Here is a 20,709-nt window from a genome sequence, read left to right on the forward strand (position 1 = left end):
TTCGGTCGAACCGGTGACGTCCCGGTTCAAACGACTATGGGAAGCAACGTAAGCAATTAATACTCCATCCCGACCGGGAGTGCGAGTTTGCAGGCGTAAGCGGATCAGTCCAGGGCAGGATACATCACGCCGCAGCGTTAAGCCGGGGCGTGATGCACAGGGTTGGTGCGTGATGTGTTTCTTGTTACCGCGCAATAGGGCTCGGTGCTATACACAAGTCCGCTTTTGATTCTGGCCGAAGGCCGTGGGAGCGAACTTGTTCGCGAAAGGGCCAGTACATTCTCCGGGAAGGTATCGTCTGAACTACCGTCTTCGCGGACAAGCGAAGCGTCGCCCGGTCCGCTCCTACAGGGGGCGTGTTCCAACCTGAGCAGGGGACCTGAATACCTAGAAGAAACCCAGCGGGTTGGTGTCGTAGCTCACCAGCAGGTTTTTGGTTTGCTGATAATGCTCAAGCGCGATTTTGTGGGTTTCGCGGCCGACGCCGGATTTCTTGTAGCCACCGAACGCGGCGTGTGCCGGGTACAGGTGGTAGCAGTTGGTCCACACGCGTCCGGCCTTGATCGCCCGGCCCACGCGGTAGGCGCGGTTGATGTCGCGGGTCCACAGGCCTGCGCCCAGGCCGAACTCGGTATCGTTGGCGATGGCCACGGCTTCGGCTTCGTCCTTGAAGGTCGTGACGCTGACCACCGGGCCGAAGATCTCTTCCTGGAACACGCGCATTTTGTTATTGCCTTTGAGCAGCGTCGGCTGGATGTAGTAGCCGGTGGACAGGCTGCCCTCCAGCTTCTCCACTTTACCGCCGGTCAACAGTTCGGCGCCTTCGCCCTTGGCGATGTCCAGGTACGAAAGAATCTTGTCGAATTGTTGCTCGGATGCCTGAGCGCCGACCATGGTGTCGGTGTCCAGCGGGTCGCCGCGCTTGATCTTCTCGACCTTGCGCAGCACCGCTTCCATGAACTGTGGATAGATCGACTCCTGCACCAGCGCGCGGGACGGGCAGGTGCAGACTTCGCCCTGATTGAAGAACGCCAGGACCAGGCCTTCAGCGGCCTTGTCGATGAACTCCGGCTCGGCGCTCATGATGTCTTCGAAGAAGATGTTCGGCGACTTGCCGCCCAGTTCCACGGTGGACGGGATGATGTTGTCCGCCGCCAGTTTCATGATGTGCGAGCCGACCGGTGTCGAGCCGGTGAAGGCGATTTTGGCGATGCGTTTGCTGCTGGCCAGCGCTTCACCCGCCTCGCGGCCATAACCCTGCACGATGTTCAGCACGCCGGGAGGCAGCAGGTCGCCGATCAGTTCGATCAGCACGCTGATGCCCAGCGGCGTCTGCTCGGCAGGTTTGAGCACGATGCAATTACCGGCCGCCAGCGCAGGGGCGAGTTTCCAGGCCGCCATCAGGAGCGGGAAGTTCCACGGGATGATCTGCCCGACCACGCCCAGCGGCTCATGAATGTGATAGGCCACGGTATTGCCGTCGATTTCGGCGGCGCTGCCTTCCTGCGCGCGCAGCACGCCGGCGAAGTAGCGGAAATGGTCGGCGGCCAGCGGGATATCGGCGTTGAGGGTTTCGCGGATCGCTTTGCCGTTGTCCCAGGTTTCGGTGATGGCCAGGACTTCCAGATTGGCTTCGATGCGATCGGCAATCTTCAGCAGGACCAGCGAGCGGGCCTGTACCGAGGTCGAGCCCCAGGCTGCAGCGGCGGCGTGCGCAGCGTCGAGTGCCTTGTCGATGTCTTCGGCGGTGGAGCGCGGAAATTCTGCGATGGCCTTGCCGGTGACCGGCGAGGTGTTGGTGAAATACTGGCCTTTGACCGGCGCGACGAACTCGCCACCGATGTAGTTACCGTAGCGTTCCTTGAAGTTGACGATGGCGCCTTCGGTACCGGGATGAGCGTAACGCATGGTATGTCTCCTGGTTCTTGTTGTGAGGGAGTCTGTGTCGATTCTGCTTTCGGGTATCTGGCAACGAGCGTTCAAGAATAGGCCATTTGCATTCGGCCGTGGCTAGGACTTTAGGCTTATCTGCCGGGCATTGAAATGGGCCGTGCGCGCAAGACGACGGACAAACTCAGGGTGCCATTTCACCGTCCCTACGTTAACCTGCGCAGATGTTCTGAGAGGTTGGTCATGCATATTCATATCCTTGGTATCTGCGGCACGTTCATGGGGTCTCTGGCGGTGCTCGCCAAAGAGTTAGGGCACCGGGTCACGGGCTCCGACGCCAACGTCTACCCACCGATGAGCACCCAGTTGCAGGCGCAGGGCATCGAGCTGACCCAAGGCTATGATCCCGTGCAACTGATCCCCGCGCCGGACCTGGTAGTGGTCGGCAACGCGCTGTCGCGTGGCAACCCGGCGGTTGAATATGTGCTCAACACAGGTTTGCCGTATGTGTCTGGCCCGCAGTGGCTGGCGGACCATGTGCTGCAAGGCCGCTGGGTACTGGCCGTGGCCGGCACGCACGGCAAGACCACCACCAGCAGCATGCTGGCCTGGGTGCTGGAACACGCGGGCATGAGCCCCGGCTTCCTGATCGGTGGCATCCCGCAGAACTTCGCCGTGTCGGCACGTCTGGGCGAGACCCCGTTCTTTGTGGTCGAGGCCGATGAATACGACAGCGCGTTCTTCGACAAACGCTCCAAGTTCGTCCACTACCGTCCGCGGACAGCGATTCTCAACAATCTTGAGTTCGATCATGCCGACATCTTCCCCGACCTGCCGGCCATCGAACGTCAGTTTCACCATCTGGTGCGTACCATTCCGAGCGAAGGCCTGGTGATCCATCCGACGACCGAGCCGGCGTTGTCGCGGGTCATCGAGATGGGCTGCTGGACGCCGGTACAGACCACGGGCCAGAACGGTCAGTGGCAGGCACGGCTGTTGAGCGAAGACGGCTCGCGCTTTGAAGTGCTGTTCGAAGGCGAACTTCAGGGCGCCGTCGACTGGGACATGACCGGTCAGCACAACGTGGCCAACGCCCTGGCGACACTGGCAGCCGCTCGCCATGTGGGCGTCGTGCCGTTGCTGGGGGTGCAGGCGCTCAGTGCGTTCAAGAGCGTCAAGCGGCGCATGGAAAAGGTCGCCGACGTGCGCGGCATCACTATTTATGATGACTTCGCCCATCACCCCACGGCTATCGCCACCACACTGGACGGCCTGCGCAAGAAGGTCGGTGATGCGTCGATCATTGCGGTCATCGAGCCGCGCTCCAACTCGATGAAGCTTGGCGCGCATCGCGACGGCCTGCGGGAAAGCGTGGGTCAGGCGGATCAGGTGGTCTGGTACGCTCCGCCCAATCTGGGCTGGGACCTGGCGGCAACAGTCGCGGGAGGCACTGTGCCTGCGTTGGTCTGTGATTCCCTCGAGGCAATCATCGCCCAGGTCAAAAGCCAGGCGCAGCCCGGCACGCACATCGTGATCATGAGCAACGGCGGCTTTGGCGGCTTACATGGCAAACTGGCCGAGGCGTTGCAATGAGCGGCCCGGAGCGCGTTACGGTTGCCATGACCGGCGCTTCCGGCGCGCCATATGGCCTGCGCCTGCTGGATTGTCTGGTGCGTGAGGATCGGGAAGTGCACTTCCTGATCTCCAAGGCGGCGCAACTGGTGATGGCCACCGAGACCGACGTACGCCTGCCGCCCAAGGCGATGATGATGCAGGCGTTTCTGACGGAGTACACCGGTGCGTCTGCCGGGCAGATTCGTGTCTATGGGCGCGATGACTGGATGTCGCCAGTGGCCTCCGGCTCGGGTGCGCCGAGCGCGATGGTGGTGGTGCCGTGTTCCACCGGTTCGCTGTCGGCGATTGCCACCGGGGCCTGCAACAATCTGATCGAGCGCGCCGCTGACGTGACGCTGAAGGAGCGGCGCCAATTGATTCTGGTGCCGCGCGAAGCGCCGTATTCCAGCATTCATCTGGAACACATGCTCAAGCTGTCGAACATGGGTGCAGTGATTTTGCCGGCGTCTCCCGGCTTTTATCACCAGCCGCAGACCATCGACGACCTGGTGGACTTTGTCGTTGCGCGGATCCTCAATCTGCTGAATATTCCTCAGGACATGCTGCCGCGCTGGGGCGAACACCATATTGGCAGCGATGAATAAGCTGCTGCTGGTCGCGCTTGCGCTGGCGCTGACCGGCTGCGCAACGGCACGCACGCTCAATGCGGCCAAACCGGGCGCGCCGGTGGTGTATGCCGGTACGCGCTTGAATATGTATGCGCTGCAGGGTGGTTGCTGTGCCGCCGACCGATTCGGTGCACAAGCTCCCAGCTACCCTGGCCTTGACCTGCCGGGCAGTGCGCTGCTCGACACCCTGCTGCTGCCACTGTCATTGCTGACGGCCGCGGGACTGGGGGTTCAGGCTACGGGCGGGCTTTAATGTGACGCAGATCATTCCCATGCGGAGCTGATCGTTATATACAAATCTGCTTTTGATTCTGGCCGCAGGCCGTAGGAGCAAGCCGGGCGACGCATCGCTTGTTCGCGAAAGGGGCGGTATGATCGCCGAAAATGTACCGTCTGAAACATCGCATTCGCGAACAAGTTCGCTCCTACGGCCTCCGGCCAGAATCAAAATCGGACTTGTGTTTAAAGATGAGCGCGGAGCGTGGGGACGATCATCGCTGAGCCTCGGCGAACCTACTTGCCCAGCTTGCGCAGCTCATCCGATTCGACGATCCGTTCGCCGTTCTGCTCTTCCAGCGCCAGCCGCCACAGGGCGCGGGCCAGGTGGCAGGCTTCGATGGCGCCGTATTTGCCGGGGATCAGTTTGGCGATAGGCGCCGCCAGTTGCTCGACCCAGCGGGTTTCAGGACGGCTGCCCACCAGCAGGGAAGGGCGGGCGATGGTCAGTTGCGGCCAGCCCTGCGCACGAAGCGCCTGTTCCATTTCGCCTTTGACGCGGTTGTAGAAGGTGCTGGACTGCGGATCTGCGCCGACTGCGCTGATCACCAGCAAATGGCGAGCGCCGAGCTCGCGGGCGCGGCTGGCGAACGCTGTGACCATGTCCAGATCGACCGCCTTGAAGGCGTCCTGCGAGCCCGCCTGTTTGATCGTGGTGCCCAGGCAGCAGAATGCGATGTCTACCCGGCCAGACAGCGTTGGCAGCAGCGTCGCCAGCTCGCCGACCGGATTTTCCAGGTGCGAGTGTTCGGCCAGCGGCTTGCGCGTCGGTGCCAGCACGCGGGTGACGGTCGGCTCGCTGAGCAGCCGGTCCAGCAAATGCTCGCCTGTAAGGCCCGTGGCTCCTGCGAGCAGGATGTGTTGCGGCGTCAGGTACATATCGTTCTCCTTGATACTGCTAAGCCTAGCGGCTAGTCGAAGTCTTCGCTTCCGTGCGGTTCAACGCCGTGCTCAACGCGCGTTCGGCCTGGCTCTTGCGCAACTGCTGCCAGCGCGCCAGGACTCCTTTGGGTGCCCATATCTGCGGTTCGGAGGCCTCGAAGTTGTCTTCGGTCTCACGTTGCGCAACATAGGCCTGCGCTTCGTTGAAAGCGTGTTGCAGGTCATCGGTTTCGACCAATGCCCTGGCAAATAGTGCATCGCCAAAATAAGTGAAGTCGGCCTCTTCCGAGCAGCCGAACGAGACGCGGTCGGCGCGCGAGGCGGTCATGATCAGCGTGCGTTCATCTTTCAGGTCGGGAATGAAGCCGCCGGAATAACAGGCTGAAATCACCACAACCTTGTCACGGTTCTTCAGTGGCGCGAGGGCCGCGGCCAATGCGTCGGCGGGCAGGTCTGCCAGCGACAGGCGCGGCTGGTCGAGCACCAGTTCATGATCCTGAGTGCCGTGGCTGGTCAGGTAAATGAACACCAGGTCTTCCGGGCCGGTGCGCTGGGCGAGTGTCTGCACTGCGCGGGTGATGGTTTCACGCGTCGCCATCGGCCGGTCATCCATGTGATCGCGATGATTGACCAGGCTGACTTGCCCGACGGCACCGAAGCGCGACTTGAGCAGATTGCTCACGTAGTCCGCTTCGCGCATGAACACGCTCTGCTTGCCGTCGCCACCCACGACCAGCGTGTACAGCTCGGTGGCCGGTGTCGACGCCGGCACTGCTGCCAGTGCCTTGTCCAGCAGCGAACCCTGGACCAGCAACCCGGCCTCGAGTGGGTCAGGGAGCAATTTGCCTTTGGCATCACGGATTCGCTCGCCGTTGGCCCAGATGCCGCGCTGCTCCTTGCCATCCGGAGAAATCAGCACGCCGTCGCCCTGGTAGGTGTCATCGGCGAACTGGCCGATGTAGCGGCTGCCATCGGCCAACAGCAACTGGCCCTGACCCATGAAGCGCCAGTTGTCGAAATCTCCCTGATAGCGGCTGCCGTCAGAACCGATCAACTCGCCTTTGCCGGTCAGCGCGCCTTCCTTGAACTCACCGCTCCAGACGTCACCGTCGCTGTTTTCATAGCGCCCCTTGCCGTCCAGCTGGCCGTTGCGGAAATTGCCGACGTATTGATCGCCTTCAGCACTGTTGAAGCTGCCGGTGCCCTGCAATTGACCGTCGATGAAGTTGCCACTGTACTGGTTGCCGCTGGCGTCACTGCGCGACCCCTCGCCGTTGGCCTTGCCATTGGCGAACATGCCTTGATGCTGGCTGCCGTCTTCCAGTTCCAGGCGACCGGGGCCGTCGTATACACCGGCCTTGAACTGGCCACGATAAAGCACGCCCTTGTCTTTCTGGGTGCCTTCGCCGTCACGCATGCCAAGTTTGAAGCTGCCGACATAACTCGCGCCAGCGCGGGTGGTCAGTCGGCCCTGGCCATTGAACAGACCTTGCTCGAAGCCGCCCTTGTAGACGTCGCCATTGCTGGCGTGCCATTCGCCCTGACCCTGCCGCAGGCCGTTTTCGAACTGACCTGCGAACCAGCTGCCGTTGGGGTAATCGATGCGGCCCTGGCCCTGCAGGACGCCGTTGACCAGATCGCCCCGGTAGCGTCCGCCGTCGGGCAGGCGACCGTCGGGTGGCAAAATTGATTCGCCATCACCGCAGCCTGCGATCAAGAGTGTCAAAGCCAATGGAGCGAGCGCGCGCATGTGAGATCCCGGAAGAATGATTCAGGGGCGAGCCCGGCTCCGCTTGAGCAGATGTTAGGGGGCACGACCGCAGGGGAGTATGCCGCAGCGAGTCAACGGGATGAAACAGTCTGTTACGACTGTTTCATGTTTTAAACGCTTTATACGAAACACAACGTTAAAGGTTCGGCCACAAAAGCGGGTTTTTCCTGACCTTCGATCTCCAGCGTGGCCGTTGCCTTGAGCAACCACTGGCCGGGTTTTTTCTCGCTCACGTCGGTCAGCTGGACCTTGAGACGCACCCGCGAGTTGACCGTCACCGGTTGAACGAAGCGCACACTGTCCATCCCGTAATTGACCGCCATCTTCAAGCCTTCGGGCAGTACCATGATGCCCTCCATGAGCTTGGGAATCAGCGACAACGACAGGAAGCCATGTGCGATGGTCGCGCCGAACGGCGTCTGCGCCGCTTTGACCGGGTCGACATGGATGAACTGGAAATCCCCTGTGGCGTCGGCGAACAGGTTGATACGCTGCTGGTCGATAGTCAGCCAGTCTGAATAGCCTGCGTCCTTGCCGATGTACTGCCTGAGTTCTGTGACGGGTACAGAAGGCATACTGCTCTCCTTGTCTGATGAGGGTGTACTGAACGGCCACTGCCCGCAGCAGCCAATGCGTGCAGGCGAATCACCAGATCAGCAGAGGGGAGCTGGCCGGTCAAGCAACTGCAGCAATGCGAATACCCACTCATGACCTCTGGCGCAGCGTGTTTATAATGACGCCGATCGTTCGCCGGGTTCGTTTATCTGCTGGAGTCTTCATGCTGTTAAGGGGTTTGACATGGCTGGTGCTGTTCCAACTGCTGGGGACCGCGCTCAACCACCTGTTTCTGTCGATTTTGCCAGGGCCGATCATCGGCCTTGTGCTGCTTATGGCGTATTTGATGTGGCGCGGTGAAGTCAGCGAGCCGATCAGCATGGCGGCCAGCAGTCTGCTGCGCTATCTGCCGTTGCTGCTGGTGCCGCCTGCGGTCGGGGTGATGGTGTACGCGTCGGCCATTGCCGAAGACTTCTGGGCGATCTTTGGCACCCTGACCCTGTCGCTGATGATTTCCGTGGTCTTTGTCGGCTGGCTGATGCAGTCATTGATCAAGCGTCAGGCCCAGCGCCGGGAGTTGCCATGAGTCTTGACTGGCACGGTGCATGGCTGTCGGTGATTCATCACCCGCTTTTCGGCATCGCGATCACCCTGAGTGCCTACCAATTGGCGATGGCCGCCTATGAAAGAACCCGCTGGCTTTTTCTGCAGCCTGTGCTGGTCTCGATGGTGGTGGTGATCGGGATCGTGCTGTTCTGCGACCTTGAATACACCGAGTACCGCAAAAGCACCGAGATTCTGGGCACGCTGCTGGGGCCTGCAACCGTTGCGCTGGCGGTCCCGCTCTATTTGAATATGCGACGGATCCGCCAGTTGTTCTGGCCGGTCTTGACTACGCTGGTAATCGGCGGGGTGTTTGCCACCGGTTTGTGCGTGGGGTTCGGGGTGCTGTTCGGTGCCGACCACATGATTCTGATGACCATGGCGCCCAAATCAGTGACATCGCCCATCGCCATGCTGGTCGCCGAGCAGATCGGCGGGGTTGCCGCCCTGGCGGCTGTTTTTGTGTTGATTACTGGCGTATTCGGTGCCATTTTCGGCCCCGGTCTGCTGTCACTGATCGGGGTGGACAATCCTGCTGCCCGAGGCATGGCGCTGGGGCTTACCGCGCATGCGGTAGGCACATCCGTGGCATTGCAGGAGGGGGAAGAAACGGGGGCTTTTGCTGCGTTGGCAATGAGTCTGATGGGCGTTGCGACGGCGTTGTTCCTGCCGCTGGCAATGTCGCTGGCCATTTAAAAGGAGGCTTTTCTATGACGCTGCCATTGTTTCCGCTGAATGCTGTGCTGTTTCCAGGGTGCGTGCTTGATCTGCAGCTGTTTGAAGCCCGTTACCTGGACATGATCGGCCGCTGCATGAAGCAGGGGGAAGGGTTCGGTGTGGTGTGTATCACCGAGGGAAGTGAAGTTGGCTCCGCGCCGGACGGCCATTCGTTGATCGGCTGCGAAGCGCTGGTCATGGATTTTCAGCAGCAGGAGAACGGCTTGCTGGGCATTCGTGTGGTCGGGGGGCGTCGCTTCCGGGTTGTCGCCACTGAGGTTCAGCGCGATCAACTGCTGGTGGCCGAGGTCGAGTGGCTTGAAGAGCCCGTGGAGCGCCCGCTGCAGGAGGAAGACGCCGACCTTGTGGCCCTGCTCGAAGCGCTGGCCGAGCATCCAATGGTGGCTTCCTTGAACATGGGCGTGTCTGCCGGTGGGCAATACGCGTTGTCCAACCAGCTTGCCTATCTGCTGCCGTTCACCGAAAAAGACAAAGTGGAACTGCTGGAAATCGACGACCCCGAAGAGCGTCTCGACGCGATTCAGGAATTGCTCGATGAAATGCAGGGCGATCTGCAGGCCTGAGCCCGGATTGCGCTGTTCATTGCGCAGGGTAGCAGAGCGTCTGGAACGCCATGCCGACGCAGAGCATCGGCACGTCTGTCGCGGTTAGCGCGGTGGATACTGCTCCAGAATTTTCGCCACCGTAGTGCGCATGGCCTGATCGCGTTCGGACGGGCTGCCGGCGTTGTCATTGAGGATGCGCTCTGTGCTGCCACGCCAGACCAGCTTGCCGTCCTTGCCGTCGAACATATCGATCTGCACGGTGCCGACCTTGTAGTCGACGCTGCGGGTTTCGGTGTTCATCGGCCCGTTCCAGTAGCCATAACCGCCCCAGGGGCTCCAGCCCCCGCCATAGTTGGTGCTGACCGTCTGCTGACGGTTTTCGACGATCAGCCAGGCCTGCACTTTCAAATCCGGCCGGGCGCCGGCTGCGGCCATGCGTAATCCACGCTGGTCCAGTTGCTCGCCGATCGACTGGCGAAGGCGCTGCTCGGTCAGGTCGCTCTTGAGCCGTGGATCATTGTCGGGCTGATACTGAACGGCGGGCTCTTTCCAGGTCCAGCTGCGATAGCCGCCGAAATCCCGCTGGGCATCGAAGTCGCGATTGATCGAGTTGCTCTGACAGGCCGTCAGCAACACGGCACAGGTCAACAGAACGATACGGCGAAACATGGCAGTTCTCCGAAAGGGTTACGAAGGCGGGTAGGCCGCCAGAGCCTGTTGCACGGCCTGCCGCAATGCACTGCTGCGGTCGGCCAGATTGTTGCTGGCGCGCGCATCGGCACTGGCGCTCCATACCGGCTGGCCGCTGCGCGCGTCGATCAGGTTGATCTGCACCACCATGACCTTTTCCTGATAGGTGCGCACCACCGGCACACTGGCGTAGCCGCCATAACCGGGCCGGTAGCCATCGTAGCGGCCATAGCCCATGCCGCCCCCGTAGTAGGGATCGTAATCTTCCCGCACCTGGCGCAGCCGGGTTTCCTGCCGGGTCGTGGCAGCGACGTACAGGTCTGCCGGTTGATTGCCGCGAGCCGGTCGCAAGCCACGCTGGTCCAGGCCGTTGCTCACGGCTTCGACCACCTGCGCCGAATCCACCCATGCGGTACCGGGCGGCAGCTGACCGTTGAGCCAGCCCCAGGAGCGATAACGCCCATAGTCACGCGGCGGCGCAGGGTAGGCGCTCATGTCCAGCGTTCTTGCCGCCTGCGCGGGGGCGGGAGGCATGGGCAGAGAGCTGGCGACATACGGGTTGTCGCTCTGGCAGGCGCTGATCCCGAGCAGAGCGGTTCCCAGCAGCACGGCAAACAAGGCAGAACGGTGTTTCATGGTGGGCTCCGCAGTGATGTCAGACCGGACGGCACATCCAGTGAAGGTATCGACCCAGCCCGGCAAAGGCTGGATGACGCCGATGCGCCAGTTCCATTTCCAGCAGATCCGTCAGCTCGGCCCGAGCCTGGAATTCAACCGGCATGTAATCGTGAAATACCCGCACCCCGCTACGCGTTTCGACTTGCCACAGGCCTTCAAGTTGCGCCGCCAGTTCCCGGGGGTCGAGCGGTTGCTGGGGCGTCAGGCTCTGTTTTTCTCCGGCCATGTCATTTTTGCGCATCTTGCGGAAATGGCCCTTCAGCAGGTTGCGATAGACCAAGGCATCGCGGTTGTAAAACGCCAGCGACAGCCAGCCATCGTCCTTGGTCAGCCGGCGCAGCACCGGGAGGATGCTGTGCGGCTCGGCCAGCCATTCCAGCACGGCGTGGCACAGCACCAGATCATAAGTGTCGCTCAGTAACTCGGGCAGCGCCTGCCACGGGGCCTGAATGAAGGTTGCCGTCTGTCCGGCATCGGCGAAGCGCTGGCGTGCGCCTTCGAGCATCGGCTCGGCGGGTTCGGCCAGGGTCACCTGATGACCCTGTTCGGCCAGCCATAACGACATGTGGCCCAGCCCGGCGCCGATATCCAGTACACGAAGCGGTCGCGCGGGCAGGGTCTCGGTCAGGTCGGCCTGCAGTACTGCCAGACGAATGGCACCCTTGGCACCGCCATAGATCTTTTCTGCAAAACGGGTCGCCAGCTGGTCGAAATGCCGATCACTCACTTGGCAAATCTCCGCTCGCTGTCAGCCAGCTTGTTACGCACCACCGCGTCCATGTCCAGGCCCAGTTCGCTGCACAGCAGCAACAGGTAGAGGACAATGTCGCCGACTTCCTGGCCGGCGTGCTCCAACTGGTCGGCAGGCAGCTCGCGGGACTGGTCTTCGCGCAGCCACTGGAATATTTCCACCAGCTCGGCCATCTCCACACTGGCAGCCATAGCCAGGTTTTTCGGGCTGTGAAATTGTTTCCAGTCATTCTGGTCGCGGATGCGGTGCAGGCGTTGGGTCAACTCGTCGAGGTTCATCATGCTCTCCTGAAGACGCATAGCTTCAGGGGGAACGGGTCGCCAGGCAAGTGGGCGTTGAGGTTTGTTCAGCCGTTGATGGGAGCAGGGCTCCCGTCAGAGGTGTTCATCGGGCTGTGCGTCACTCGCTGACAGGCTGCCAGCTACCGACCATATGCACGATGCCTTCCTGGCCTTCGACACGGAACTGGCCCTGCGAGCCGGCGGCACTGGCCGACAGCGTCACGTCGGCAGGCAGGCGTACAGGCTTCTGGAACTGCACGCTGATCTCGACATTCGAGGCCGGCAAATGCTCGCCCAGCGCCGCGAGCGCCCGGGCCTTGAGCCACATGCCGTGGGCGATGGCGCGTGGAAAACCGAACAGCCTGGCGCTGGGGGCGCTGAGGTGGATCGGGTTGTAGTCGCCCGACACCTTGGCGTACTCGCGGCCTATCTGCGCCGTCGCCCGCCAGTGTTGCAGTTCGCTGAGCGGTAGCGGCTCGGCTTCCGGATAGCTTACCGGGCTGTCTTCCAGATGCACGGCGGTGCACAGCAGGGTGCTTTCTTCTTCCCACAACAGCCCCATGCCGTCTTCGGCCTGGGTGACCAGGGTGAACGTCGCCCCCTTGGCATGCGGGCGCAGATCGGTAGCCTGAACGCTGATGTACAACTGGCTCACACCGCCCAGTGGGCGATGCGTGCGGGTGCGATTGGCGAGGTGAATCAGCCCCAGCAGAGGAAACGGAAAGTCCTCGGAGGTCATCAATTGCATTTGCAGCGGAAATGCCAGCACGTGCGGATAGGTCGGAGGCAGCAGGCTGCTCTCTTCGAATCCGCACACTTTGCGGTACGCTTCAAGCTTGTCGGTATCGACCGCAATCCAGCTGCGCAAGCCCAGATCGGGTAGCTGCATCCCGGTGACCTTGCGCCTGAGCGCTGCCTGGATGAACAGGTTGGACAGGGGCTGCAGGGAATTGAGGTAGCGCCAGTGAGCCGTCATCATCCATCTCCTTGAATTCGATGCGGGTGCTTAAGCCCCGATCACGTTTTGACCACATACACGTAGAACCTGACCGCTCACCGCGCCGCTGCCCGGCTGGCTGAACCACGCCACCGCTTCGGCAACGTCCTGTGGCGAGCCGCCCTGACCCAGCGAACTCATGCGCCGCCCGGCTTCACGCAGGGTGAACGGCATGTGCGCGGTCATTTTCGTTTCGATGAAGCCCGGCGCGACGGCGTTGATGCTGATGCCGCGTGACTTGAGCCCGGGGGCCATGGCCCGTGCAAAACCGATCAGACCTGCCTTGCTGGTGGTGTAGTTGGTTTGCCCGCGGTTACCGGCGATACCGCTGATCGAGGCCATGAGCACGATCCGCGCGTTATCCTTCAAGGCTCCCGCGTCGAGCAGTACTTGAGTCAGCACTTGCGGCGCACTGAGGTTGACCGCCAGTACCGAGTCCCAGAAATCTTCCGGCATGTTGACCAGCGTCTTGTCGCGCGTGATGCCGGCGTTGTGCACCAGTATGTCGACGCCGTCGGGCAGGTGTTCGAGCAACTGCGCCGGGGCATCCGCCGCGCAGATATCCAGCGCCAGGGCCTGACCGCCAAGCCGTGAGGCGAGTGCTTCCAGCTCGTTCCTGGTTTGCGGCACATCCAGCAGGATGACCTGCGCGCCGTCACGGGTCAGGGTCTCGGCGATTGACGCGCCGATGCCGCGTGCCGCGCCCGTCACCACTGCCTTGCGCCCGGCCAGCGGGCGGGTCCAGTCCTGCACCTTGCTCGGGCAGGCACTGAGGTGGACGAACTGGCCGGAGATGAACGCAGCCTTGGGCGTGAGGAAGAAGCGCAGGGCGCCCTCCAGTTGATCCTGCGCGTCGTCATCCACCTGCAGCAACTTGACCGTTGCGCCATTGCGCACTTCCTTGGCCAGCGAGCGGCTGAAGCCTTCGATGGCCTGTTGAGTGCTGGCCGCCAGCGGATCAGTGAGTGTCTCGGGTGCCTTGCCGAGAATGACCACATGCGCGCAGTGATCGAGATTGCGCAGCAGCGGCTGAAAGAAGTCCCGCAACTGCCTGAGCTGATCGGTGCGCAGGATCTGGCTGGCGTCGAAAACCACTGCCTTAAGGCGCGGACCCTGGTTGGACACCCACGTCGTGGCACCGGGCATGTCGCTGCCGAAACTGTAAAGCGAGTCGGTCAGGCGGCTGGCGAACTGGCGGACCTGATCCCCCAGCGGTCCTGCGCTGATCAGCAAGGTCCCTTCGACGGGGCGCAGACGTCCGGCCTGCCAGCGCTCCAGGTGAGTGGGGGCGGGCAGACCGACGGCCTTCACCAGGCGCCGACCCATGTCGGAGTTGGCGAAATCAATATAGCGATCTGACGGCATGGAACACTCTCCTGAAGTCGGGGTTCAAAGGAATGGACCACGGTGGCATGACGTTTGTTCTTGCGATCGACACGGCTCATTCATTCGCTTGAAGAAAGGGAGTTTTCCATGACGCATCCTCGTCGGGTCGCCATCGTCGGCGGTAACCGCATTCCGTTCGCGCGCTCCAATGGCCCTTATGCCAAGGCCAGCAATCAGGACATGCTCACGGCTGCTCTGGAAGGGCTGATCGAGCGCTTCAATCTGCACGGGCTGCGCATGGGCGAGGTGGTGACGGGCGCGGTGCTCAAGCACTCCAGAGACTTCAACCTGACCCGCGAATGCGTGCTCGGCTCGCGGCTCTCGGCACAGACCCCGGCTTACGACATTCAGCAAGCGTGCGGTACGGGGCTGGAAGCGGCGTTGCTGGTGGCCAACAAGATCGCTCTGGGGCAGATCGAGTGCGGCATTGCCGGTGGCGTGGACACCACGTCCGATGCCCCGATCGGCGTCAACGAGGGGCTGCGCAAGATCCTGCTGCAGGTAAACCGCAGCAAGACGCCCGGTGACAAGCTCAAGGCTCTGATGCAGTTGCGTCCACACCACCTCAAACCGGAGCTGCCGCGTAACGGCGAGCCACGCACGCGCTTGTCGATGGGCCAGCATTGCGAGCTGATGGCGCAGACCTGGGGCATAGAGCGCGGGCCGCAGGATCAACTGGCGCTCGAGAGCCATCTGAAAATGGCCGCGGCCTACGCCGAGGGCTGGCAGGATGATTTGATGACGCCGTATCTGGGGCTGATCCGTGACAACAACCTGCGTCCGGACCTGACGCTTGAAAAGCTCGCCGGCCTCAAGCCCGCGTTCGAGCGCAGCGCCAAGGGCACCTTGTCGGCGGGCAATTCGACACCGCTGACCGATGGCGCATCGGTGGTGTTGCTGGCCAGCGAGGAATGGGCTCGCGAGCGGGGCCTGCCGGTGCTGGCCTACTGGCGTGATGGCGAGGCCGCAGCGGTGGATTTCGTCAACGGTGCAGAAGGGCTGCTGATGGCGCCGGTCTACGCCGTTCCGCGTCTGCTGGCCCGCAATGGCCTGACCCTTCAGGACTTCGATTACTACGAAATCCATGAAGCCTTCGCCGCGCAGGTGCTATGCACCCTCAAGGCCTGGGAAGACGCCGACTACTGCAAAACCCGTCTGGGCCTGGACGCGCCGCTGGGGTCGATTGATCGCAGCAAACTGAACGTCAAGGGCAGCTCGCTGGCTGCCGGCCACCCGTTCGCGGCGACCGGAGGCCGCATCGTCGCCAACCTGGCCAAGCTGCTGGATGCGGCAGGCAGCGGACGTGGATTGATTTCCATCTGTGCTGCAGGCGGCCAGGGCGTGACGGCGATTCTGGAGCGTTAGGCAAATGCTGGGGTCATGGGCATAATCCACAACTGACTTACGCAGAGCATGGGCACTATCGCGGTCTACCTGACGACTATCGTTCCTCACGCTCCGGCGTGGGAATGCATGTCGTGGCGCTCCGTGTCACACCCGTGCGTGGGATGATCAATCAGCATTATTGGCCTGTAACGTTGAGGTAAGGCATGGGGTTCATTATTGGCGTATCGGTACTGCTGATTCTGATCGGCACCGTGTTCTATCTGTTCGACAAAGGCGCGCGCACTCGCTGGCTGAGGCCTTATATCGGGCTGATGCTGATCGGTTTGCTGATCGGCGGGATGGGCTTGCTGGTGGGGCTGGTCTCCGATGAAATAGAGGTTTATTTCCTGCTGGTGGCCAAATGGGTCATCGCGGTGACCGGTATCATGTTCTGCCTGCGACTGATCGTACTGATCGCCAAGCGCTTCATCGCCAGCAATTGAGCGTGCAATCCGCCCATGTGTGACAGGACAACGTGGAAAATCATTTCAAGTTTCTGACCCTGCCCAAGACCTCGGGCGAGGTCGCCAACGTCTTCATTCACGGCTACTCGTCAGGGCATGATCTGGATGACCGACGCCTGTTGGCCAACAGCATCCCCGGCGCCTTGCGCCAGAGTGTGAACATTCTGGCGTTCTGGCCATCCAGCCATTTCACCCAGATGGACAACCGTTCCCGTGGCCTGCTGATGGCGGCTGCCCGTGTGCACCCGCTCGCGGGCGCGGCGGCGCTGGCGGGGGACCGGGTCGTTCACTTTGCGCGTATCCGCAACCGTGCCCGCGACATGGGCAAGGTGCTGTTGGCGCAGCTGGATCGCTACCTGTTCGAACATCATCCCGACGTCAGGCAGGTCAACCTGATCGGCCATTCACTGGGCGGCCGGCTGCTGGTCAGCGCGCTCAAGGAGCTGCAGCAGACACCCGAACACGGGCTGGTGGTGGGCGACGTATTGCTGATGGCCGCTGCCGTACGCATCGATGCTGCCGAGGCCGAGCGGCTCAAGCAGAAAATCAGCGGACGACTGATCAATGCGTACTCCACGGAAGATCATGTGCTGTTGCTGAATCTGGGCGAAAAGAGCCTGGGACGTACGCCGGTCGAGCACTTCGAGAATGTGCGCATGCGGGGTTATCGCCATCACCATTACTGGCAGCGCTTGCAGGAAGTGCTGATTGCCACTCGCTTCAGTGGCTGTGAAGGGCTGGAAACCGGCGTTGCGGTGCTACCGACAATGACTCGCGACCCGGTCCTGCAGGACGTCTGGCTGCACAGCGTTCTGGCCCGTTCGCCGGACTACGTGCTGGAGGCGGCCATCACGCATTTGCGTAGCAGCCGCTGGACGCGCCTCAAGGCCACTGAAGCGGACCGCACTTACGCCTTCGTGCGCGAATTCCAGCTGGTCGCCGGGCACTTTCTGATCAATGCCGCCCGGCGTCGTGGCGTGCCCTATACGCGAGTGCTGGGCATGCTGGCGCGGCAATACGGTCTGGGCGATGCGCTGCACCAGTGCGCGACAGTGGTCGAAGTGGAAGAGCTGCTGCTCAGAACGTTCTTTCGCCATGCGTTCAACAGCGCGCACCCGCTGGTGCAGATGCCGCGTGCCAGTGTCCGCGCGATGAGCTGGGATATCTATGCCGCGCATGTCGATGCACTGGCCGAGCGCCTGACCGTGGCGGCGTTTTTCAAGACCGCGCAGCCCGACGAGGCGCCCGTCGCGGTCAAGGGCTTGCTCGGTGCAATTCGCCAGGCCCCGGTGCAACGCTTGTTGACGCACTTCGGCACTGCGCTGCGACCGGGTTATTCCGCACTGATCCCCACCGTGGCGATCGTCTTCTACGCGCGCGTCACGCTGGATGATGACGCGCTGATGTAAGCCGCAATCACGCGGCGCGAGCTTCTTCCAGGGCGGCGGCCGAAAGCTGCTGGCGATGACGACTGGCGTAGCTCTCGGCGATGATCGAGCACACGATCAGCTGCATCGGGTGGTAGATCATGATCGGCAACAGAATCAGGCCAAGCCCCGGATTGCTGCCGAAAATCAGCGCAGCCATCGGCGCGCCTGCAGCAAGGGACTTCTTGGTGGCGCAGAACACCGCCGCGACCTTGTCGGCATGATCGAACTTGAGCACCCGCGCCGTGCGGGTGGTCATCAACAGGATCACCGCCAGCAGCAGCGCGGTGCCGATGAACGCGGTCAGGATCACGCTGTTGCCCTGGCTTTGCCACATGCCGGAGATCATCGAGTTGCAGAACGCCGCATACACCAGCAGCAGAATCACCAGCTTGTCGATCAGGTTGGTGTATTTCTTGTGACGGGCGAAGAACTTGCCCAGCAGCGGCCGCATTAACTGGCCAAGCACCAGTGGCAGCAGGAGCATGGCGCACAGGTCGAGCAGCGTATCGCCCAGATCGATCCCGCCAGCGCCGGTGCCGACCACCAGGCTGACCAGCCACGGGGTGATGAAAATCCCGATGACACTGGACATGCTGGCATTGAGAATCGCTGCCGGGACATTGCCGCCTGCGCTGCCGGTCAGCGCCACAGAGGAGGAAATGGTCGAGGGCAGGGCGCACAGGTAGAGGAAGCCCAGCATCAGCAGCGCTGGCACCTGCGAGCCCAGCAGCTTGTTGCACGCCAGCCAGATCAGCGGGAACACCACGAAGGTGAAGACCTGGATCATCACGTGCAGGCGCCAGTTGGTCAGGCCTTTCTTGATCTGCTCGCTGGACAGGTTCACGCCATGCAGAAAGAACACTACGAACACGCCGACCTTGATGACGTACTCAGCGTGCATGCTGCCGCCGGTAGCCCCGAAACGCGGGAAGAAGTAGGCGAGTACCGTCGCCAGCACCATGCCCCAGAGGAACCAGTCAGTGGCGACGCGCTTGAAGTGTTTGAGTGATTGCATACGGGGTCCGGAGAACTTTTGTAAACAGAGAGGCGTGCAGGCTACTCTGTTGCTCCATAGCCGTCTTGCGACATAAGGCCATAAGATGCCGAGTAACGGACAGATCAATCAGCGACAGCTCACAGGCGAACGGCAGATACCGGCCTTGTCCGGCCTGCCGCGCCCGCTGTATGCCCGTGCCGAAAGTCTCAGCGCCGGTTCCTGGACGCCGCCCCATCGCCACGACTGGGTGCAGTTTTCCTACGCGATCAGCGGGGTTCTGGGTGTGCATACCGCCGAGGGCAGTTTCTTTGCTCCGCCGCAGTGGGGCGTCTGGGTGCCTGCCGGGCTCGAGCATGAGGTGGTGACCTCGATGCGCGCCGAAATGCGCAGCCTGTACATTCGCACGGCAGATTCGGGGTGGGCACCGCAGCGCTGCAGGGTACTGGAAGTCACGCCACTGGCCCGCGAGCTGATCAAGAGCTTCTGCCTGTTGCCCGTGGATTATCCCGAGCAGGACAGCCATGAGGCGCGGCTGGTGCAGGTGCTGCTGGATCAACTGGCGCAACTGCCCGAAGTGGGTTTTTCACTGCCGTTGCCACGTCATCCGCGTTTGCTGGGGCTGTGCAATGAGTTGATCGAAGAGCCGGAGCGCTTGATCACCCTGCACGACTGGGCCGCCCGCCTCGGGACCTCCGAGAAGACCCTGATGCGCCTGTTTCAGCGCGAAACCGGATTGAGCTTTCGTGGCTGGCGGCAGCGGGCACGGCTGCTGTCTTCGCTGTCTGCACTGGAAGAGGGCGCCAGTGTGACGCAGACCGCGCTGGCCTGCGGTTATGACTCGACGTCAGCGTTCATCGCAGCGTTCAAGGGGTTGTTCGGCCATACCCCCGGTGACTTGTTCAAGTAAGGCGTGGATGCCTTGTGCACTAACGAGTGCATCCAACGCTGTTTTTTCTGCTTTTACATGTTTTGTCCCGGAATATCTTTCACCGGCTGTACGGCACGAAAGGTGCTTTAAACCGGGGGATTGCGTGGTTTTTTCTTAAAAAACCTTTCAATCCACAGGGGGTTACCCCTACTCGCTGGCGGAGGATTGCCGTATAACGGCAACAATCGCGTATCTGGCAACAAAGGACCCACAATAAAAGCTGATGAAAACTCCTAAACGCATTGAACCCCTGATCGAAGACGGTCTGGTCGACGAGGTGCTGCGCCCGCTCATGAGTGGTAAAGAGGCAGCTGTTTATGTGGTGCGTTGCGGCAATGAGCTGCGGTGTGCCAAGGTTTACAAGGAGGCTAACAAACGCAGTTTCCGTCAGGCGGCCGAGTATCAGGAAGGTCGCAAGGTACGCAACAGCCGTCAGGCCCGCGCCATGGCCAAGGGCTCGAAGTTCGGGCGCAAGGAAACCGAAGACGCTTGGCAGAATGCCGAAGTGGCTGCGCTGTTTCGTCTGGCCGGCGCAGGTGTCCGGGTGCCCAAGCCGTACGACTTCCTGGAAGGCGTGCTGCTCATGGAACTGGTAGCTGACGAGTATGGCGATGCAGCGCCGCGTCTGAACGACGTCGTGCTGGAGCCTGATCAGGCGCGCGAGTATCACGCGTTCCTGATCGAGCAGATCGTGCTGATGCTGTGTGCCGGTCTGGTGCACGGTGACCTGTCCGAGTTCAACGTGCTGCTGGCGCCGTCCGGCCCGGTCATCATCGACTTGCCGCAAGCGGTCGATGCCGCGGGTAATAACCACGCGTTCAGCATGCTGGAGCGCGACGTCGGCAACATGGCGCTGTACTTCGGCAGATTCGCGCCGGAGCTCAGAAAGACCAAATACGCCAAGGAGATGTGGTCGTACTACGAGGCAGGCACCTTGTCGCCCGCCACGGTGCTGACCGGTGAATTCGATGAGCCGGAGGACGAAGCCGATGTGGGCGGCGTACTGCGCGAAATCGAAGCCGCCCGCCTCGACGAAGCCCGCCGCCAGGCAGCTCGCGCGGCAGACGACGCGCCACCGAGCAAATCCACCGAAGAGCCACCGCCGCCGTGGATGCAGTAAGGCCCTTTCGCGAGCAAGCTCCCACAGGGAGTGCGTGTGGCAGGCGCTCCGTCGAGTGATGCAGTAAGTAAGACCACTGTGGGAGCGAGCTTGCTCGC

The 20,709-nt window shown here is 61.9% G+C and carries 22 protein-coding genes; 11 read left to right on the forward strand and 11 right to left on the reverse strand.

The window, feature by feature from the left end; translation table 11 throughout:
* Window positions 1-387: 387 nt before the first annotated feature.
* Window positions 388-1,908 (reverse strand): acetaldehyde dehydrogenase ExaC, encoded by a 1,521-nt coding sequence (gene exaC, locus AC54XV_RS03230; protein WP_003414571.1) that lies wholly within the window; start codon window positions 1,906-1,908, stop codon window positions 388-390.
* 225 nt (window positions 1,909-2,133) lie between these two features.
* Between exaC and mpl the strand changes: the two genes are divergently transcribed.
* From mpl to AC54XV_RS03245, 3 genes are read left to right on the forward strand one after another with little or no spacing between them, the layout of a single operon-like run.
* On the forward strand, window positions 2,134-3,483 hold the full coding sequence (gene mpl / locus AC54XV_RS03235) for a UDP-N-acetylmuramate:L-alanyl-gamma-D-glutamyl-meso-diaminopimelate ligase (protein ID WP_024641063.1): 1,350 nt from the start codon (window positions 2,134-2,136) through the stop codon (window positions 3,481-3,483).
* Window positions 3,480-4,109 carry a flavin prenyltransferase UbiX gene (gene ubiX, locus AC54XV_RS03240; RefSeq protein ID WP_003393457.1) on the forward strand — a complete coding sequence of 210 codons (630 nt, stop codon included), beginning with the start codon at window positions 3,480-3,482 and terminating at the stop codon, window positions 4,107-4,109. The genes mpl and ubiX overlap by 4 nt, the downstream gene beginning before the upstream one ends.
* Entirely contained in the window at window positions 4,102-4,386 is a 285-nt protein-coding gene (locus AC54XV_RS03245) for a YceK/YidQ family lipoprotein (protein WP_024638259.1), read from the forward strand. The genes ubiX and AC54XV_RS03245 overlap by 8 nt, the downstream gene beginning before the upstream one ends.
* Before the next feature lie 260 nt (window positions 4,387-4,646).
* On the opposite strand, the gene AC54XV_RS03250 is transcribed toward AC54XV_RS03245, so the two are convergent.
* The 3 genes from AC54XV_RS03250 to AC54XV_RS03260 form a co-directional block, all read right to left on the reverse strand.
* The gene (locus AC54XV_RS03250; protein WP_011266528.1) at window positions 4,647-5,288 is read right to left on the reverse strand and encodes an NAD(P)H-binding protein; all 642 of its coding nucleotides are present in this window, start codon (window positions 5,286-5,288) and stop codon (window positions 4,647-4,649) included.
* A gap of 25 nt (window positions 5,289-5,313) precedes the next feature.
* Window positions 5,314-7,041, reverse strand: a complete 1,728-nt coding sequence (locus AC54XV_RS03255; RefSeq protein ID WP_496717857.1) for a C13 family peptidase — start codon at window positions 7,039-7,041, stop codon at window positions 5,314-5,316.
* A 140-nt stretch (window positions 7,042-7,181) separates the two neighbouring features.
* A complete protein-coding gene (locus tag AC54XV_RS03260) occupies window positions 7,182-7,637 on the reverse strand; it encodes a MaoC family dehydratase (RefSeq protein ID WP_011266530.1) in 456 nt (151 codons plus the stop codon).
* A 203-nt stretch (window positions 7,638-7,840) separates the two neighbouring features.
* Here AC54XV_RS03260 and AC54XV_RS03265 point away from each other — a divergent pair, with 203 nt between their 5' ends.
* From AC54XV_RS03265 to AC54XV_RS03275, 3 genes are read left to right on the forward strand one after another with little or no spacing between them, the layout of a single operon-like run.
* On the forward strand, window positions 7,841-8,203 hold the full coding sequence (locus AC54XV_RS03265; RefSeq protein WP_004407954.1) for a CidA/LrgA family protein: 363 nt from the start codon (window positions 7,841-7,843) through the stop codon (window positions 8,201-8,203).
* Window positions 8,200-8,916, forward strand: coding sequence for an LrgB family protein (locus tag AC54XV_RS03270; protein WP_011266531.1), 717 nt, complete (start codon window positions 8,200-8,202; stop codon window positions 8,914-8,916). Before AC54XV_RS03265 ends, AC54XV_RS03270 begins: the two co-directional genes overlap by 4 nt.
* Before the next feature lie 14 nt (window positions 8,917-8,930).
* Window positions 8,931-9,521, forward strand: coding sequence for an LON peptidase substrate-binding domain-containing protein (locus AC54XV_RS03275; protein ID WP_004407958.1), 591 nt, complete (start codon window positions 8,931-8,933; stop codon window positions 9,519-9,521).
* Between the two features lie 84 nt (window positions 9,522-9,605).
* Here the strand turns inward: AC54XV_RS03275 and AC54XV_RS03280 are convergent, their stop codons facing one another.
* The 6 genes from AC54XV_RS03280 to AC54XV_RS03305 all read right to left on the reverse strand — a co-directional run bounded on the left by AC54XV_RS03280 (window position 9,606) and on the right by AC54XV_RS03305 (window position 14,265).
* On the reverse strand, window positions 9,606-10,172 hold the full coding sequence (locus AC54XV_RS03280) for a DUF4136 domain-containing protein (protein ID WP_110392665.1): 567 nt from the start codon (window positions 10,170-10,172) through the stop codon (window positions 9,606-9,608).
* An 18-nt stretch (window positions 10,173-10,190) separates the two neighbouring features.
* Window positions 10,191-10,829, reverse strand: coding sequence for a DUF4136 domain-containing protein (locus tag AC54XV_RS03285; RefSeq protein ID WP_011266533.1), 639 nt, complete (start codon window positions 10,827-10,829; stop codon window positions 10,191-10,193).
* A 19-nt stretch (window positions 10,830-10,848) separates the two neighbouring features.
* Entirely contained in the window at window positions 10,849-11,598 is a 750-nt protein-coding gene (locus AC54XV_RS03290; RefSeq protein ID WP_024638254.1) for a methyltransferase domain-containing protein, read from the reverse strand.
* Window positions 11,595-11,900, reverse strand: a complete 306-nt coding sequence (locus AC54XV_RS03295) for a MazG-like family protein (RefSeq protein ID WP_004407969.1) — start codon at window positions 11,898-11,900, stop codon at window positions 11,595-11,597. The genes AC54XV_RS03290 and AC54XV_RS03295 overlap by 4 nt, the downstream gene beginning before the upstream one ends.
* Window positions 11,901-12,021: 121 nt before the next feature.
* A complete protein-coding gene (locus AC54XV_RS03300) occupies window positions 12,022-12,879 on the reverse strand; it encodes a MaoC family dehydratase (RefSeq protein WP_024638253.1) in 858 nt (285 codons plus the stop codon).
* Window positions 12,880-12,909: 30 nt separating this feature from the next.
* Window positions 12,910-14,265 carry a 3-oxoacyl-ACP reductase gene (locus AC54XV_RS03305; protein ID WP_004407971.1) on the reverse strand — a complete coding sequence of 452 codons (1,356 nt, stop codon included), beginning with the start codon at window positions 14,263-14,265 and terminating at the stop codon, window positions 12,910-12,912.
* 108 nt (window positions 14,266-14,373) lie between these two features.
* Here AC54XV_RS03305 and AC54XV_RS03310 point away from each other — a divergent pair, with 108 nt between their 5' ends.
* The 3 genes from AC54XV_RS03310 (at window position 14,374) to AC54XV_RS03320 (ending at window position 17,545) form a co-directional block, all read left to right on the forward strand.
* Window positions 14,374-15,651 carry an acetyl-CoA C-acetyltransferase gene (locus AC54XV_RS03310; RefSeq protein WP_004407972.1) on the forward strand — a complete coding sequence of 426 codons (1,278 nt, stop codon included), beginning with the start codon at window positions 14,374-14,376 and terminating at the stop codon, window positions 15,649-15,651.
* A gap of 185 nt (window positions 15,652-15,836) precedes the next feature.
* Window positions 15,837-16,115: a hypothetical protein gene (locus AC54XV_RS03315; RefSeq protein WP_011266537.1), complete on the forward strand. Its 279-nt coding sequence runs from the start codon at window positions 15,837-15,839 to the stop codon at window positions 16,113-16,115.
* Window positions 16,116-16,147: 32 nt separating this feature from the next.
* Complete coding sequence (locus AC54XV_RS03320; RefSeq protein ID WP_152091831.1) at window positions 16,148-17,545, forward strand: DUF726 domain-containing protein; 1,398 nt, start codon at window positions 16,148-16,150, stop codon at window positions 17,543-17,545.
* Between the two features lie 7 nt (window positions 17,546-17,552).
* On the opposite strand, the gene AC54XV_RS03325 is transcribed toward AC54XV_RS03320, so the two are convergent.
* Complete coding sequence (locus tag AC54XV_RS03325; protein ID WP_024650884.1) at window positions 17,553-18,581, reverse strand: bile acid:sodium symporter family protein; 1,029 nt, start codon at window positions 18,579-18,581, stop codon at window positions 17,553-17,555.
* 85 nt (window positions 18,582-18,666) lie between these two features.
* Between AC54XV_RS03325 and AC54XV_RS03330 the strand changes: the two genes are divergently transcribed.
* Together AC54XV_RS03330 and AC54XV_RS03335 are read left to right on the forward strand one after the other, a co-directional pair.
* Window positions 18,667-19,470 (forward strand): AraC family transcriptional regulator, encoded by an 804-nt coding sequence (locus AC54XV_RS03330; protein WP_496717864.1) that lies wholly within the window; start codon window positions 18,667-18,669, stop codon window positions 19,468-19,470.
* Between the two features lie 244 nt (window positions 19,471-19,714).
* Window positions 19,715-20,611 carry a PA4780 family RIO1-like protein kinase gene (locus AC54XV_RS03335; RefSeq protein WP_003318655.1) on the forward strand — a complete coding sequence of 299 codons (897 nt, stop codon included), beginning with the start codon at window positions 19,715-19,717 and terminating at the stop codon, window positions 20,609-20,611.
* Window positions 20,612-20,709: the final 98 nt, after the last annotated feature.

This window comes from Pseudomonas fragariae (ex Marin et al. 2024) (genome assembly GCF_059621105.1).

Excerpts from the sequence above, each read along its gene's own strand:
- AC54XV_RS03315 (WP_011266537.1), top strand. The coding sequence starts at position 15,837 with ATGGGGTTCATTATTGGCGTATCGGTACTGCTGATTCTGATCGGCACC.
- AC54XV_RS03330 (WP_496717864.1), top strand. The coding sequence starts at position 18,667 with ATGCCGAGTAACGGACAGATCAATCAGCGACAGCTCACAGGCGAACGG.
- AC54XV_RS03255 (WP_496717857.1), bottom strand. The coding sequence starts at position 7,041 with ATGCGCGCGCTCGCTCCATTGGCTTTGACACTCTTGATCGCAGGCTGC.
- AC54XV_RS03285 (WP_011266533.1), bottom strand. The coding sequence starts at position 10,829 with ATGAAACACCGTTCTGCCTTGTTTGCCGTGCTGCTGGGAACCGCTCTG.
- AC54XV_RS03280 (WP_110392665.1), bottom strand. The coding sequence starts at position 10,172 with ATGTTTCGCCGTATCGTTCTGTTGACCTGTGCCGTGTTGCTGACGGCC.
- AC54XV_RS03245 (WP_024638259.1), top strand. The coding sequence starts at position 4,102 with ATGAATAAGCTGCTGCTGGTCGCGCTTGCGCTGGCGCTGACCGGCTGC.
- AC54XV_RS03270 (WP_011266531.1), top strand. The coding sequence starts at position 8,200 with ATGAGTCTTGACTGGCACGGTGCATGGCTGTCGGTGATTCATCACCCG.
- AC54XV_RS03310 (WP_004407972.1), top strand. The coding sequence starts at position 14,374 with ATGACGCATCCTCGTCGGGTCGCCATCGTCGGCGGTAACCGCATTCCG.
- AC54XV_RS03260 (WP_011266530.1), bottom strand. The coding sequence starts at position 7,637 with ATGCCTTCTGTACCCGTCACAGAACTCAGGCAGTACATCGGCAAGGAC.
- AC54XV_RS03325 (WP_024650884.1), bottom strand. The coding sequence starts at position 18,581 with ATGCAATCACTCAAACACTTCAAGCGCGTCGCCACTGACTGGTTCCTC.
- AC54XV_RS03300 (WP_024638253.1), bottom strand. The coding sequence starts at position 12,879 with ATGACGGCTCACTGGCGCTACCTCAATTCCCTGCAGCCCCTGTCCAAC.
- AC54XV_RS03305 (WP_004407971.1), bottom strand. The coding sequence starts at position 14,265 with ATGCCGTCAGATCGCTATATTGATTTCGCCAACTCCGACATGGGTCGG.
- AC54XV_RS03250 (WP_011266528.1), bottom strand. The coding sequence starts at position 5,288 with ATGTACCTGACGCCGCAACACATCCTGCTCGCAGGAGCCACGGGCCTT.
- mpl (WP_024641063.1), top strand. The coding sequence starts at position 2,134 with ATGCATATTCATATCCTTGGTATCTGCGGCACGTTCATGGGGTCTCTG.
- AC54XV_RS03295 (WP_004407969.1), bottom strand. The coding sequence starts at position 11,900 with ATGAACCTCGACGAGTTGACCCAACGCCTGCACCGCATCCGCGACCAG.
- AC54XV_RS03335 (WP_003318655.1), top strand. The coding sequence starts at position 19,715 with ATGAAAACTCCTAAACGCATTGAACCCCTGATCGAAGACGGTCTGGTC.
- ubiX (WP_003393457.1), top strand. The coding sequence starts at position 3,480 with ATGAGCGGCCCGGAGCGCGTTACGGTTGCCATGACCGGCGCTTCCGGC.
- AC54XV_RS03275 (WP_004407958.1), top strand. The coding sequence starts at position 8,931 with ATGACGCTGCCATTGTTTCCGCTGAATGCTGTGCTGTTTCCAGGGTGC.
- exaC (WP_003414571.1), bottom strand. The coding sequence starts at position 1,908 with ATGCGTTACGCTCATCCCGGTACCGAAGGCGCCATCGTCAACTTCAAG.
- AC54XV_RS03265 (WP_004407954.1), top strand. The coding sequence starts at position 7,841 with ATGCTGTTAAGGGGTTTGACATGGCTGGTGCTGTTCCAACTGCTGGGG.